Origin of the sequence: Novosphingobium capsulatum NBRC 12533 (assembly GCF_001598375.1) — a bacterium.
Taxonomy (GTDB): Bacteria; Pseudomonadota; Alphaproteobacteria; order Sphingomonadales; family Sphingomonadaceae; genus Novosphingobium; species Novosphingobium capsulatum.
In genome coordinates, this window is sequence record NZ_BCYV01000026.1 from 15,633 (window position 1) to 29,971 (window position 14,339).

The window sequence follows — 14,339 nt, forward strand, 5'->3', positions numbered from 1 at the left end:
ATGAAACAGAGCGCGGCGCAGCGGCTGGCCGCCCTTGCCCTGCTGGTGCTGGCGATCTTCGCCACGCCAGCCTGGGCGCAGACGTTCCCGCAACTGACCGGGCGCGTGGTGGATGATGCCCATCTGCTCAACCCGCAGCAGGTCCAGGCCCTCGATGCCAAGCTGGCCGCGCTGGAACAGCAATCGCAGCGCCAACTGGTGGTGGCCACCGTGCCCGATCTTCAAGGGTACGAGATAGAGGACTATGGCTATCGCCTTGGCCGCGCCTGGGGTCTGGGCGACAAGCAGCGCAACGATGGCGCGATTCTGCTGGTTGCTCCCAAAGAGCGCAAGGTGCGGATCGAGGTCGGCTATGGCCTGGAGGGTATCCTCACCGATGCCTTGTCTGAAATCATCATCCAGCGCGAGATCGTGCCCCGCTTCAAGGCCGGCGATTATGCCGGTGGCATCAACGCCGCCACCGATCAGTTGATCGCCCAGCTCAAGCTGCCCGAAGACCAGGCCCGCCAGGTAGCGGCCAAGGCCGAGCAGGCGCAGAAACAGGCGCGCGAACCGCATTTCGATGCCGGCACCGTGGTATTCCTGGTGATCTTCGGCCTGTTCTTCGTCCTGCCGTTCATCCGCGCCATGCGCGGCGGCGGTCGCCGCTATGGCGGTGGTGGGCCAGGCGTGTTCATCTTCCCCAGCGGTGGCTGGGGCGGCGGTGGCGGGGGCGGCGGCTCCGACTGGGGCGGCGGCGGTGGCGGCGGATTTTCCGGCGGCGGTGGCAGCTTTGGCGGCGGTGGCGCCTCGGGGAGTTGGTGACATGATCCTGACCGAGGCGGAACAGGCCCGCATTGCCGCAGCCGTGGCCCGGGCCGAGGCTGAGACCGCCGGCGAGATCGTCCCGGTGATCACGCCGGCGTCCGATCCCTATGCCGATGTTGCGCTGGCCTGGGCGGTGTTCATCGCGTTCCTCGCCCTCGCCGCGCTGGAAACAGCCCCGGCATTCTATGTCGCGCTGGTCGATCGCGTGCTGGGCCTGTGGGCCACGCAATGGACCGCCCGGGCCTATTTCGGCCTGGCGCTGAGCGTCGCCCTTCTCAAGTTCACCGCCATGCTGGCGCTGCTGCAATGGCGCGCATTGCGCCTGTGGCTCACCCCGACGCCGATCAAGCGGGCGCGGGTCCATGCCCGCGCGCTGACTGCCTTCCGCCTGAGCGCGGAAAGCCGTACCACCGGGCGCACCGGCGTGGTGCTCTATGTCTCGCTGGCCGAACGCAAGGCCGAGATCATTGCCGACAGCGCCATCGCCGATCGCGTCAGTCCCGATGTCTGGGGCGAGGCGATGGCCGCGCTGCTCGGCCCCTTGCGCGAAGGGCACCTCGCCGAAGGCATGGAGGCCGCCCTCGCCCAGATCGGCGCCGTGCTCCGCGAGGCCTCCCCGGCGCGGGCGCACGATCACAATGAACTGCCCGACGGACCTATCCTGCTATGAGTCTTGAAGACGAATACCGCGACAATCCCGAAGAAACCCGCTGGGAAGGCCGCTTCATCACCGCAAAAACGCGCGGCCGCTGGGAATATGTCGGCCGGGCGCGCAATATCCGCGCCGCCGTGATCCTGGCGATCACCGACGCGCGCGAGGTTATCCTGGTCGAACAGTTCCGCGTGCCACTGGGCCGGCCCTGCATCGAATTGCCCGCCGGCTTGATCGGCGACGATGACAGCAGCGCCGGCGAAGATGCTGCCCTGGCCGCCCTGCGTGAGCTGGAAGAGGAAACCGGCTATCGCGCCACGCACATGGAACCGCTGGGCGAATTCTGGTCCAGCCCCGGCATGGTCTCGGAAAGCTTCACCCTGTTCCGCGCCCATGGCCTGGCGCGCGTTTCGGCCGGCGGCGGGGTGGAAGGCGAAGGCATTACCGTGCACCACGTGCCGCTGGATGGCATGGCAGACTATATCGCCGCGCGCCGGGCCGAGGGCATGGCGGTGGACGTGAAGATTCTCACCCTTCTGGGGCCGGGTATCCTGCGCTGAACACGGCAGGCGCGGCACCCTGGCGCCGCGCCCGCACTCTCAACCCCCTCAATCCGCAGCGCGCAGCCGCAGCGCCAGCAAAGTGGCGGCCGCGCCGAGCGACCCCAGCGCCATGATGACCGATACGGTCAGCAGCGGCAGCCCGGCGGTGTGGAACAACTCGCCCGCCAGGATCGGCGAACCGGCCGCGCCGATGCGGCCCGCACCGATGGCAAAGCCGGTGCCCGTGGCGCGCACCTTGGCCGGAAAGCCGTGGGCAAAGGCGGAATAGAACCCGACGATCGCCGCATTGGTAGTGAACCCGGTGAAGAACACCGCCAGGCGCCAACCGGCCAGGCTCTGCGCCCCCAGCCCGAACAGCGACACCGCCACGGTGCCGGCCACCAGCATGGCGATCGTGGGCCACTTGATGCCAAAGCGGTGCATCAGGAAGCCGAACATCCCGCCGCCGATCGCCCCGCCGATGTTGGCCCAGACCAGCACGCTGGCCGCCTGCGGCTGGGTATAGCCGAAATCGGCCACGATCTTGGGGCTCCACTTGAGGATGTAGTAGAACGTGATGCAATGCAGCGAATAGCCCAGCGTCAGCAGCAGCGTGGTGCCAACCAGGCCGGGCCGCAGGATATCGAGCAGGCTGGCCCGCGGCGCACCTGGCTCCACCGGAGGCAGCGCCTGGGCCGTGGGCAAGCGCAGCGCGGCGAGCGAGCGATTGGCACGCGCCAGGGCGTCGGCCGGGCGGCTGACCAGGAACCAGGCCGGCGTTTCGGGCACCAGGAAATAGACCAGCGGGATGAACACCAGCGTGGCGATGGCGCCGAATTCGAACACCACGCGCCAGTCCCCGCTTTTCAGCAGCAGCGCCGCGATCGTGCCACCCACCGTGGCGCCGATGGGATAGCCGATCACCATCAACGACATCGCCAAGCTGCGGCCCTTGTTGCTGCAGATTTCGGCCGTGACCGCGTTGATCGCCGCCAGCATGCCGCCGATGCCCAAACCGGTGAGCAGGCGCCACAAGCCCAGCGTGTAGGGATTGGCGGCCGTCGTGGCCAAGCCCATCCCGATCGCCATGACAACCAGGCAGCCCAGCACAGTGGGACGCCGGCCGAACCGGTCTGCCGCGCCGCCCAGCAGGATCGAGCCAAAGCCCATGCCGATCAGTTCCATCGACAGGACCACGCCCAGCGCATCGCGCCCGATGCCCCATTCCTTGGAAATGCCCGGCGCGGCAAAGGCGCTCGACAGCACGTCGAACCCATCGAGCGCGTTGAGGGCGATCATCAGCGCCACGGCGATCCACTGCCGCGTTCCCATCGGGGATTGGCGAATCACCTCGCGCGGATCGTGCAACATCGTATCTCTCCCGTCCGCGCCCGGCTGACGCGTTATTGCTATGGTTTATAACATGCCGGAGCGATCTGGCTACTCGTGAATGCGCGCCAGCAATTCCAGCAGCAGTTTCACTTCCTTGTCGGAAAAGTGGCGCTTCACCCAGGCCTCGTGCTCGCCGATCGCGAACTTGGCGCGCGAAAGCATGGCCTGGCCTTCAGGTTCCAGGAACAGCGCCTGCTTGCGCCCGTCCTCGGCCGATCGGTCGCGCCGCAGATAGTGCTTGGCCTGAAGGCGGTTGATGATCGCCATGGTGGTGGCACGGTCCATCCGCAGGCGCTGAGCCAGGTCGGTCTGGGCAATGCCGGGGTGATCGTCGACCAGCCACAGCACCGAAACCTGCTTCTGCGTCAGGTCCAGCTCGGTGAAGGTCTCGGTAAAATGGCGCAGGCAGGCGCCATGGGCCAGGCGGATATGGAAGCCCAGGATGCCGTTGATTTCGCCGATATCGGCCTCTTCGCCCGGTGGCGGGGTCACCACATCGGCAAACTTGTCCTTGATCAATGCCTGCTCCCCATTGCCTTGCGCATCAGATAAGCGCAATTGTTAGTCAACCATACAAAACTAGCAGGAGGATGCCAGTGTCTCACTTTCCCGCCTCGCCCAGCTTTACCGGCTTCAACACCCCGTCGCGGGTCGAGGCCGACATTGCCGACCTGGCCCACGATGGGGAAATTCCCCGCGAACTGAACGGGGCGTTTTACCGCGTTCAGCCAGACCCGCAATTCCCCCCGCGCCTGGGTGACGATATTGCCTTCAACGGCGATGGCATGATCACCCGGTTCCACATCCACGATGGGCAGGTGGATTTCCGCCAGCGCTGGGCCCACACCGACAAGTGGAAACTGGAAAAGGCCGCCGGCAAGGGCCTGTTCGGCGCCTATCGCAACCCGCTGACCGATGACGAGAGCGTGCAAGGGCAAATCCGCTCCACCGCCAATACCAACGCCTTCATCCACGCTGGCAAGCTGTGGGCAATGAAGGAAGACAGCCCCGCCCTGCTGATGGACCCGGCCAGCATGGAAACCATCGGTTTTGAAAAGTTCGGTGGCCGCATGACCGGCCAAACCTTTACCGCCCATCCCAAGGTCGATCCGGCCTCCGGCAACATGGTGGCGATCGGCTATGCCGCCAGCGGCCTGTGCACCGATGACGTGACCTATATGGAAGTAAGTCCGACCGGCGAACTGGTGCGCGAGGTGTGGTTCAAGGTGCCCTATTACTGCATGATGCACGACTTCGGCATCACGCAGGACTATCTGCTGCTGCACATCGTGCCCTCAATCGGCAGTTGGGAGCGGCTGGAGGCGGGCCTGCCGCACTTCGGCTTTGACACCACCAAGCCCGTGCACCTGGGCGTGATCCCCCGGCGCGATGGCGTGAGCCAGGAAGACATTCGCTGGTTCACGCGCGACAACTGCTTTGCCAGCCACGTGCTGAACGCCTGGCAGGATGGCAGCAAGATCCACTTCGTCACCTGCGAGGCGAAGAACAACATGTTCCCGTTCTTCCCCGATGTGCACGGCGCCCCGTTCAACGGACGCGAAGCGATGAGCTATCCCACCGATTGGGTGGTGGACATGGCCAGCAACGGCGATGCCTTTACCGCGATCGAGCGCCTGTCGAACACCGCCTGCGAATTTCCGCGCATCGACGATCGCTTTGCCGGGCAGCACACGCACCACGGCTGGTTCCTGGAAATGGACATGCAGCGCCCGGTCGAGCTGCGCGGCGGCAGCGCCGGTGGGTTGTTGATGAACTGCCTGTTCCACAAGAACTTTGCCACTGGCGAAGAGCAGCACTGGTGGTGCGGCCCGGTCAGCAGCCTGCAAGAGCCGTGCTTCATCCCGCGCAGCAAGGACGCGCCCGAAGGCGATGGCTGGATCGTGCAGGTGTGCAACCGCCTGGAAGAGGCCCGCAGCGACCTGTTGATCTTCGATGCGCAGGCGATCGCCCAGGGGCCGCTTGCCACCGTGCATATCCCCATTCGCCTGCGCTTTGGCCTGCACGGAAACTGGGCCGATGCGGCCGACATCGGCCTGGCGGCATAACCACACCATGCTATGACGCATAACGATCTGGCCGATGGGAGAGCATGCATGATCAAGCCCGAACTGGAATTCGTCTATGAGGCGAGCGGCGACCTGGAGCCGCCGCGCCAGATCGGCCAGACCTATGACGGCGCCCGCCGCATCATTCCCATCGTCGGCGGCGGGCGTGTCGAAGGACCGCTGATCAAGGGGCAACTGGTCGGCAATTCCGCCGATTGGCAGCTCACCCGGCCCGACGGCGTTACCGTGGCCGATGCGCTCTATGCGATCGAAACCGACGATGGCGTGCTGATCCAGATCCGCAACAAGGGCCTGCGCCACGGCCCGCCCGATGTCATGGCCCGCCTTGCCGCCGGCGAGGAAGTCGATCCGGCCGAATACTATTTCCGCACCGTGCCCGAATTCATTGCGCCGGTGGGCAAGTATGAATGGATGAACCGCTCGATCTTCGTGTGCAGCGGCGCGCGCTATCCCCTGGGCATCAAGCTGTGGGTGTGGCGCGTTCTGTGAAGCTGCTTGTGGTTTCCACCACCCCCAACCCCCTCCTCTGAAGAGGAGGGGGCTTTTCCGTCAACACCTTAACTCCCCCTCCTCTTCAGAGGAGGGGGTCGGGGGGGTGGTGCGAAGCCTGTCCCAACTCCGCCCCCTCACGCTCGCGCGCGCAACCCGGTCTCGTCCCGCGCGCTGCGCCGTGCGATCAGCAGCATCAGGACCACGATGGGAATGGCCACGGCATTCATCGTCAGCATGGCGTGGGTCAGGTTGCCGGTGGCATCGGAAATCAGGCCCACGGCATAGGGGCCGATGCCCATGCCCACGATGGTCATCGTCAGCAGATAGAGGCTGGCGGTGATCCCCCGCATGCGCGGCAGCACCTGATCATACATGATGGCATAGAGCGGTGGCATCCACCCGGTCAGCACCAGGCTGTAGATCGCAAAGTGCCAATAGAACGTGGTCGGATCGGGCGAAAGGTACGTCCAGAACGACAGCAGCGGCGAAACCCCCATGGCAAACAACGCCACCAGCGCCCGGCCCGAAGACGGCAGGCGGCGGTGCAGCAGATCGGCCAGCGGCCCCCAGATCAGCGGCCCGATAATGCCCATCGCCGCCGACAGCAGCCCGAACTGCAGCGCGGTGTCCTTCATCGAAAGGTGATAGGTCTTGATCAGGAAGCTGGGGTTGAACGCCATCATCCCATAGTTGATCGCCGATTGCAGTGTACCTACCGCGATCGCCATGATCAGCGTGGGCGATCCGGCAATCACGCGAAAGGCCTGGGCATCATCGGCGCGCATGCGCTGCATCAAGTTGACCAGCACGAACAGGCCAAAACCGATCACGCCCCATTGCAGGCTATGCGCATCGACCGTGATCGGCCCCAGCGGCAGCGGCGGCCGGGCCGAGAGGCCCCGGCAGATCACCGCCAGCACGGCCATTACCGCCGCGATCCCGGCGAGCGCCGCCAGGTTGGTGGCAAAGGCCGCCGCCTTGGCCCGGCGCAGCGCCATGGCGATCCAGTGCAACCCCGGCGTGACCCCGCCCAACAGCGCGATGCTGGCGCGAAACGGGTGCGGATCGGCTGGCGCGGGCATGCCATCCATCGCCCCGCGTGCCGGTTCCTTCATCGTGCCGACGAATGCGGCAAGGACGAAACCAGGCGCCGCTGCCACCAGAAACGCAAACTGCCAGCCTTTGAGGCCGAGCGGCGCGCTGCCCCCCGCCCAATGCTCGGTCCAGGCTTGCGCGGCAACGCCACCCAGGATCAACGAGCCGCCCAGCCCCAGCGCAATGGCCGAGGCCATCACCGCCATGACGAAACCGCGCCGGTGCTTGGGCCAGAAATCATAGATCAGCGACGTGCCCGCCGGCTGGGTAGCCGCCTCTCCGATGCCCACGCCCAGCCTAGACAGCGCCAGCAGGCCAAAGCTGGTGGCGAGGCCCCCCAGCCCGGTCGCCGCCGACCACAGCACCAGGCTGACGCCCAGCAGCCTGGTGCGCGTCCAGCCATCGGCCAGGCGCCCTACCGGCAGCGAGAACAAGGCATAGAAAAGCGCAAAGACAGTGCCATAGAGCAGCCCCATCTCGGCATCGCCCACGCCCAGGTCGTGTTTGATCGCCGGGGCCAGGATCGCCAGGATCTGGCGATCGAGCAGGCTCATCGCATTGGTCAGCGCCACCAGCACCAGGGCATACCAGCCCCCGCGCGCGATCGTGCGCGATGGGCCGGCAGCCCTTTCACCAGCCGCGCTATTGCTCTCTGTCATGCTCAGGCCAATGCCGCAGCGATGGTCTGGGCGATCGGTGTGGTGGGCCGGCCGATCAGCGCGCTCAACGTGCGGCTGTCGTCAAACAGCTGGTCCTTGCTCGATTCAAAGCTGGAATTGGCCAGCATCTGCGCCAGGAAGCCGGGCAATCCCACCCCTTCGAGGGCGGCGGCATAATCGGCCTTGGACATATCGACATAGGCCACCGGCTTGCCCGCCTGCCGCGCCACTTCGGCCGCGAATTCCGCCATGGTAAAGGCAGTATCGCCGGCCAGTTCATAGACTTCGCCGCCCTTGGCACCGATCAGCGCCTGGGCCGCAGCCGCGGCATAATCGGCCCGGGTGGCGCTGGCGATGCGGCCCTGCCCGGCCGCGCCCAGAATAGCGCCGTGGGCAATCGCCGGCGCCAGGGCGCCGGTGTAGTTTTCGTTGTACCAGCCATTGCGCAGCAGCACGAAAGGCACGCCGCTGGCGCGCAGCAGCGCCTCGGTCTCGCGATGCTCCTGCGCCAGGCCGATGGTCGAGGTATCGGCGTGGAGGATCGAGGTATAGGCGATCAGGCCGACGCGGGCCGCCTTGGCCGCGTCGATCACGGCGGCGTGCTGCGGCACGCGTGCGCCCACGGCATTGCCCGAGATCAGCAGCAGCCGCTCCACCCCGGACAGCGCCGGCGCCAGCGTTTCGGGCTTGTCGTAATCGGCCACGCGCACGGCCACGCCGCTGCCTTCCAGCTTGGCCGGATCGCGCGCCAGCGCCACGACATTGCCAGCGCCCACCTTGGCCACCAGTTCAGCCAGCACCAGACGCCCCAGTTGGCCCGATGCACCCGCAACAGCGTACATGCTCATTCTCCTTCGGCCTGCGTGATCGACAAGATTACAGCTTGAACCAGCGTTCCGCGTTGGTCTGGAAGAACTTCTTCTTCGTTTCGGGCGCGATGTCCATCGCGTCCATCGCGCGCACTTCATCGGCCACGTACTGATAGGGATAGTCCATCGCATACATCACGCGGTCTGCGCCCATCACCTCCTGGCAGAACTTGATCGCCGGCTCCCACGCCATGCCGGAATTGGTCACCAGCACGTTGGAGCGCAGGTATTCGGCAATGGTCTTCTTGAGCGGCTTCATCCGGGCATAGCGCTGTGACCGCACGCCGGCCTGGTGCATGAAATCAAGGCGATAGAGCCAATAGGGCAGCGCCTCGCCCATATGGCCGACCATGATCTGCAAGCTGGGATACTTGTCAAAGATGCCGATGGTGATCAGCCGCAGCAGGTGCATGCCGGTTTCCACGCCAAAGCCAAAGATGGCGCCATCCAGGCCTGCCTCCAGCATCGGCCCGATCATCGCATCGGGTGGCGTGCAGGGATGGATATAGAGCGGCTGGTCCACCTCGACCAGGGCGCGGAAGATCGGATCGAAGAATTCCTCGTCGAGATAGCGCCCTTGCGTGTGGCTGTTGATCTGGATGCCCTTGAAGCCCAGTTCCTTGGCACCGCGATGGATTTCGCGGGCAGACCATTCCGGGTCCTGCGGGGCCACGGTGCCAAGCCCGATGAAGCGGTCGGGATAGGCTTCACAGGCGCTCGCCAGCCGATCGTTGGCGCGGGTGGCAATCGCCTTGGCTTCGTTGAGGTTGGTCAGCGGCTGAACCCCGGGCGAGGTCAGCGCCAGGATCGCCTTGTCGATGCCGGTCGCGTCCATGTCGGCAATGCGCCGCTCGCCCAGGTCGAGCAGGCGCTCCATGATCTGCACCGCGCGCTCCGACGGCGATTGGGCGTAAAACCCCCAGAGCGAGACCATGCCCTTGTCCGCCTCGCCATCGCGGATCATGCGCAGATAGGCATCGACCTGTTCTTGGGTGGCAAAGGCTTCCTCGGTGGCGATGCGCAAATATCCTTGCGCGCCGCCGGTTTTCAGATCCTGGGTCATGCGGGCCTCTCCTGGTTATGAGCCGGCCCGCGCGCGATCACCTGCGGATCATGAGCGACAGACTGGCAATGTGATTCATGCGATCCTCGCGCGCCGGGCGCGAGACATACTGGCCGGAATAGCCCGCCTCCACGCTGATGCCGCGGCCCACCGGCAGGGCCACGCCGGCAAAGCCGCGCAGCTGGTCGAAACCCGATTTCTGGCCCCAGCCGGTGCGGTTGAGGCCCACGAACGGTTCGGCCCAGACTACCGCCTGCGGCGTGCCCGGCTTGCCCAGCGGCACGTCGAGCCGCACCAGCTGGCGCAGCCGCCAGCCCGTTCCGCCCTGCCCGTCGACCAGGCGCTGTTCCAGCCGCGTGCGCCCGGTCAGCGTCGGGCGCGTGGTGCCATTGCCCGCCCCGTCGCCAAACGCGCGCCAGGTCACCTGCTCGAACACGCGGTGTTCGTGGCTCACCCGCCCGCCCAGCGGATCGCTGCGGATATAGCCATAGCCGCCCCAGACCGTAGTCGACCGGTCGAGCTTGACCCCAAGCGCCCCGCGCACGATCGCCTGCCCGGCGCGCTGCGCATCGTCGGTCAGGCGCAGCTGCACGTCGGTGAACAGCACGAGGTTCTGGTTGAGGTTCAGGAACGATTGTTGCGCCAGCCACACCTGCGCGTCGTCCTCCGCCGCCAGAGCGGGAGTGGCGGCAAGGACCAGGGCAGGAAAAAGCATTCGGCGCATCGGGCACTCCGGCAGGCAGCAGACAAGCCTGCCCCGCTATGCCGCTTGCTTTTCCCGAATGTTGCCCGCCCATGACGTTGCGCATCAGGCTTCGTGCACGGTCTTGGTCACCAGGCACGCCATCAGGCCTTCGGGGCCATCTTCGTGCCCGTGGCCCGACCATTTCACCCCGCCGAATGGCGCATCGGCGCCGCCGATCATCGTCGTGTTGATGCCCAGCATGCCGGTTTCCACCTCGGCCGCCACGCGGGCGCGGGTGGCATGGCCCTGGCACCAGGCATAGGCCGCCAAGCCATAGGGCAGACGATTGGCCTCGGCGATCATCGCATCGGCATCGGCAAAGCGGTTGATCAGCGCTACCGGGCCGAACGGCTCCTCGTTCATGATCGCGGCATCCAGGGGAATGTCAGACAGCACGCTGGGGGCAAAGAAGAACCCGGCATTGCCCACCCGCTCACCACCGGTGTGCAGGCGTGCGCCGCGCGCCACGGCGTCGCCGATCAGGCGCTCCATCGCCTCGGGCCGGCGCGGATTGGCCATCGGGCCCATCTGCACGCCATCCTCCAGCCCGTTGCCCACGCGCATCTGCGCCGCGCGGGCGGCTAAGCCATCGCGGAAAGCCTCGAACACCGGCTCTTCCACGATGAACCGCGTCGGGCTGACACAGACCTGCCCGGCGTTGCGATACTTGTGCGCCACCGCCGTTTCGATCGCGCGATCAAGGTCGGCATCGGCAAAGACCAGCACCGGGCCATGGCCGCCCAGTTCCATCGTCGTGCGCTTCATGTCGTCGGCCGCCAGCTTGGCCAGGTGCTGGCCCACCTGCGTCGATCCGGTGAACGACAGCTTGCGGATCACCGGGCTGCCGAGCAGATGCCGGCTGACCTCGTCAGGCACGCCGAACACGGCCTGCGCCACCTGCGGCGGCAACCCGGCATCGAGCAGGCATTGCAGCACGCCCAGCGCGCTGGCAGGGGTTTCCTCGGCCGCCTTGAGAATCACCGAACAGCCTGCGGCGATCGGCGCACCCAGCTTGCGCCCGGGATTGCCGAGCGGGAAATTCCACGGCGCAAAGGCCGCCACCGGGCCAACCGGCTCGTGCGTGACGGTAGAGCGCATGCCGGTGGGCCGGACCAGCGCCCGGCCATAGATGCGCTGCACCTCGCCCGCATAGAACTGGAACAGCCCGACGTTCATCAGAACCTCGATCCGCGCCTCGGGCAGGGTCTTGCCCTGCTCCAGCGTGGCGATCCGCGCCAGGTCTTCCTGGCGCTCCAGCATCAGCCGCGCTGCGCCATTGAGCACGGCGGCACGCTGCTGCGGGGTGGACTTGCGCCACAGCGCAAAACCTTGCGCCGCCACATCAAGGGCGGCGTCAAGGTCTGCGGCATCAGCCAGCGGCAGTTCGCCCAGCACCGCGCCCGTCGCCGGGTTGACCACGGCGTGGGTGCGCCGCCCACCCCCGCTCACGCGCTGGCCGTTGATGATCATGCAAAGCGAGGGATAGGTCGTCGTGGTCATGGGCTGGGGCTTACTTTGCGGCGATCGCGGCATCGTGATCGAGGTCGCGCTGCAGGCGCTGCGCCTCGATCGGCTTGCCGGTGATCGGGTGGTTCATGTGGAACGGGGTGATCTTGTGCGTGGGCCACAGCCAGTGGCCTTCGAGCAGTTCATCCGGTCCGCTGGGATCGGTGGGATAGGTCACCTTGGGGAACGGCACGTATTCGGGCGGCGTATGCGCCCAGCCCTTTTCGAAATCACCATGCCAGATCGGCATGTAGTTCAGGATGTGCATGCGCCATTTGCCGTCCACCTTCTTGTAGGTGTTTTCGTAAATGCCGCCTTCCCACCACTGCCGGGCTTTGAGGTGCGGGGCGTCGCCCTCGAAATCCTTGTGCCGCCCGGCCTGCATCATCGAGCGCGCGCGCGCCAGCGCGGTGACGCCATCGGGCTGGATATCGATGATATCCTGCAACTGCGGGTGATCGAGCAGGAAGCCATCGATCGGGCCGTTGTTGCCATAGGTGAAGCGCTTCTGGAACCGCTCGACATAGAGGCGGCGAATGCCTTCCTTGCCTTTCCACACACCGCCGAAAAAGCGCACTTCGCCATCGTCGGTGAACAGGTCGACCGTTTCGTTATAGAGGCACTTGTCGATCAGATAGCCATAGAGATGCTGGAGCTTGCGCACGTCCAGCTCGTCCTCGCGCACGGTCAGGCGGGCTTCCACCTGGGCCAGCTTTTGTTCAAGCAGCGCAATACGATCGCCTGCCGCTTCGCCCGTCATCGCTCTCTCCATTTTGTATGTGTCACTAACAAATTGCGGATCAGGAAGCGGCTGTCAACGCCCTTGCGCTTCCAGCCGCGCCACTTCCTCACGATAGGGCCGGATCGCCAGGATCATCGACACCGTGGCGATCGGCAGCAGCGCGCCGGCGACGATCACCAGCGCTTTCCACAGCTGCGCTTCCACGCCCACGATGCGCTGCGCCACCACGCCCACCACAAAGCTGCCCATCGCCCCAAAGAAGGTGAACATGAACAGATAGATCGCGGTGACCTGGCCGCGCATCTCGTTGGGGGCGATGCGCTGGATCGCCGCGTTCTGCGGCACGGCGCCGGCCAGGCCGAACATCCCGCCCAGCGCCAATACCGCCAGGCTGGTTTCGCCCGTTGGCATCAGCGGTGCGGTAATCGCGCAGATCGTGACCAGCGCAAACAGGATCGCGGCACAGCGCACGTTGGCGTCCTTGTGCCGCTTGGCCATCCATTCCACGAAAACGCCGCCCAGGAAAATACCCAGCAGCGAACTGACCAGCAGCATCGGCGCCATGACCATGCCGATGCGCCCCTCGTTCCAACCATAAGTGCGGATCATGAACGGCACCCGCCAGAACGCCAGGCCAAAGGTTTCGATCGCGGCCAGCGCCAGGCCCAGGAACAGCGGATAATAGACGCGGCCACGCGCATGGATGGCACGCACCGCGTCCAATCCGGTGAACGCCACAACGCGCCGGCCCAGGCTGGTTTCAGCCGCCACGCCGCCCTGGCGCGCGGCCGGTTGATGGCCGCGTCGTGCCGGTTCACGGATCGCCAGCAGCAGCAGGGCCGCCAGTACGCCCGCCACCGCTTCGCCCAGCAGGATCAGCTGCCAGGAATGGATGCGCAGGCCCAGCAGTACCGGATCGGGCCGGCCCGCCAGCCACATGATCAACTTGCCGCCCAGCGCCACGCCCACCGTGGTGCCGCCGATGAAACCCAGTTGTAGCACGGCAAAGGCGCGGGTGATCTTCTTGGGCGGGAAGAAATCGGCGAGCAGCGAATAGGACGCTGGCGCATGGGCAGAGCCGCCGGCCCCCAGGAACATGCGGCTGCCCACGAACTGGCCAAAGCTTTGCGCCATGCCGCCCAGCGCCATGATCGTGGCCGTCGCCAGCATGCCACCGGCCAGCACCAGGCGGCGCGGATAGATATCGGCCAGCCGCGCCAGCGGGATGCCCACCACCACGAAGAAAATCACGCTGGCCGGCCCACCCAGGAACCCGAGTGCCTCGTCGCTCAACGCGAAATCCTGCTTGATGCGCTGGGCCAGCATGCCAAACACGGTCTGGTCAAAGAAGTTGAGGAACGTGGCCAGCACGATGGCGAACAGCGCGAACCACGCCGCGCCCGCCGCTGGCCAGGGCTGCGTTGTCGGCACGGCCGATTCGCTGTCGAACGCTGCCTCTGCCTGAAGGGCGGCTACCCCGTCATCGGGGATCGTCGGTGCCATTGCACCTGCCATCGCGTCTCTCCTCTCCCGGCCGGCCTTTCTTGGAATCGGGCCATTTTCATCCGGATCATTGTTAGTCTTGCATACAATTCTCAGGTAGTGAATAGGGTAGGCACAAAAACAAATGACGGGCTGCGATCAACGCGCGCCACCATAACAAACGTTATCTTGCAAAAACGGAGAGG

The 14,339-nt window shown here is 65.8% G+C and carries 14 protein-coding genes; 5 read left to right on the plus strand and 9 right to left on the minus strand.

Features of this window, described 5'->3' with window-relative positions; genetic code table 11:
• Genes SCA01S_RS19300 through SCA01S_RS19310 form a run of 3 tightly spaced genes read left to right on the plus strand, consistent with a single transcriptional unit; the run spans position 1 to position 2,019 of the window.
• Entirely contained in the window at positions 1-804 is an 804-nt protein-coding gene (locus SCA01S_RS19300; RefSeq protein WP_062788304.1) for a TPM domain-containing protein, read from the plus strand.
• Position 805: 1 nt separating this feature from the next.
• Positions 806-1,477, plus strand: coding sequence for a TPM domain-containing protein (locus tag SCA01S_RS19305; protein WP_062788306.1), 672 nt, complete (start codon positions 806-808; stop codon positions 1,475-1,477).
• Positions 1,474-2,019, plus strand: a complete 546-nt coding sequence (locus SCA01S_RS19310; RefSeq protein WP_062788308.1) for an NUDIX hydrolase — start codon at positions 1,474-1,476, stop codon at positions 2,017-2,019. Before SCA01S_RS19305 ends, SCA01S_RS19310 begins: the two co-directional genes overlap by 4 nt.
• 48 nt (positions 2,020-2,067) lie before the next feature.
• On the opposite strand, the gene SCA01S_RS19315 is transcribed toward SCA01S_RS19310, so the two are convergent.
• The gene (locus SCA01S_RS19315; protein ID WP_062788310.1) at positions 2,068-3,333 is read right to left on the minus strand and encodes an MFS transporter; all 1,266 of its coding nucleotides are present in this window, start codon (positions 3,331-3,333) and stop codon (positions 2,068-2,070) included.
• A 108-nt stretch (positions 3,334-3,441) separates the two neighbouring features.
• Complete coding sequence (locus tag SCA01S_RS19320; RefSeq protein WP_022676914.1) at positions 3,442-3,912, minus strand: Saro_0803 family transcriptional regulator; 471 nt, start codon at positions 3,910-3,912, stop codon at positions 3,442-3,444.
• 71 nt (positions 3,913-3,983) lie between these two features.
• On the opposite strand from SCA01S_RS19320, the gene SCA01S_RS19325 reads away from it, so the two are divergent.
• Together SCA01S_RS19325 and SCA01S_RS19330 are read left to right on the plus strand one after the other, a co-directional pair.
• Positions 3,984-5,459 (plus strand): lignostilbene-alpha,beta-dioxygenase, encoded by a 1,476-nt coding sequence (locus SCA01S_RS19325; RefSeq protein WP_500797062.1) that lies wholly within the window; start codon positions 3,984-3,986, stop codon positions 5,457-5,459.
• A 48-nt stretch (positions 5,460-5,507) separates the two neighbouring features.
• Complete coding sequence (locus SCA01S_RS19330; protein WP_062788312.1) at positions 5,508-5,969, plus strand: DUF3237 domain-containing protein; 462 nt, start codon at positions 5,508-5,510, stop codon at positions 5,967-5,969.
• A gap of 137 nt (positions 5,970-6,106) precedes the next feature.
• Here the strand turns inward: SCA01S_RS19330 and SCA01S_RS19335 are convergent, their stop codons facing one another.
• The 7 genes from SCA01S_RS19335 to SCA01S_RS19365 form a co-directional block, all read right to left on the minus strand.
• Complete coding sequence (locus SCA01S_RS19335) at positions 6,107-7,726, minus strand: MFS transporter (protein WP_062788313.1); 1,620 nt, start codon at positions 7,724-7,726, stop codon at positions 6,107-6,109.
• Between the two features lie 2 nt (positions 7,727-7,728).
• Complete coding sequence (locus tag SCA01S_RS19340; protein WP_054132671.1) at positions 7,729-8,568, minus strand: NAD(P)H-binding protein; 840 nt, start codon at positions 8,566-8,568, stop codon at positions 7,729-7,731.
• A 34-nt stretch (positions 8,569-8,602) separates the two neighbouring features.
• The gene (locus SCA01S_RS19345) at positions 8,603-9,658 is read right to left on the minus strand and encodes an amidohydrolase family protein (protein ID WP_062788315.1); all 1,056 of its coding nucleotides are present in this window, start codon (positions 9,656-9,658) and stop codon (positions 8,603-8,605) included.
• A 37-nt stretch (positions 9,659-9,695) separates the two neighbouring features.
• Positions 9,696-10,373: a DUF2490 domain-containing protein gene (locus tag SCA01S_RS19350; RefSeq protein ID WP_062788317.1), complete on the minus strand. Its 678-nt coding sequence runs from the start codon at positions 10,371-10,373 to the stop codon at positions 9,696-9,698.
• A gap of 93 nt (positions 10,374-10,466) precedes the next feature.
• The gene (locus SCA01S_RS19355; RefSeq protein WP_062788319.1) at positions 10,467-11,903 is read right to left on the minus strand and encodes an NAD-dependent succinate-semialdehyde dehydrogenase; all 1,437 of its coding nucleotides are present in this window, start codon (positions 11,901-11,903) and stop codon (positions 10,467-10,469) included.
• A gap of 10 nt (positions 11,904-11,913) precedes the next feature.
• Positions 11,914-12,669, minus strand: coding sequence for a nuclear transport factor 2 family protein (locus SCA01S_RS19360; protein WP_022676907.1), 756 nt, complete (start codon positions 12,667-12,669; stop codon positions 11,914-11,916).
• 54 nt (positions 12,670-12,723) lie between these two features.
• On the minus strand, positions 12,724-14,154 hold the full coding sequence (locus tag SCA01S_RS19365) for an MFS transporter (RefSeq protein ID WP_062788342.1): 1,431 nt from the start codon (positions 14,152-14,154) through the stop codon (positions 12,724-12,726).
• Between the last annotated feature and the right edge of the window lie 185 nt (positions 14,155-14,339).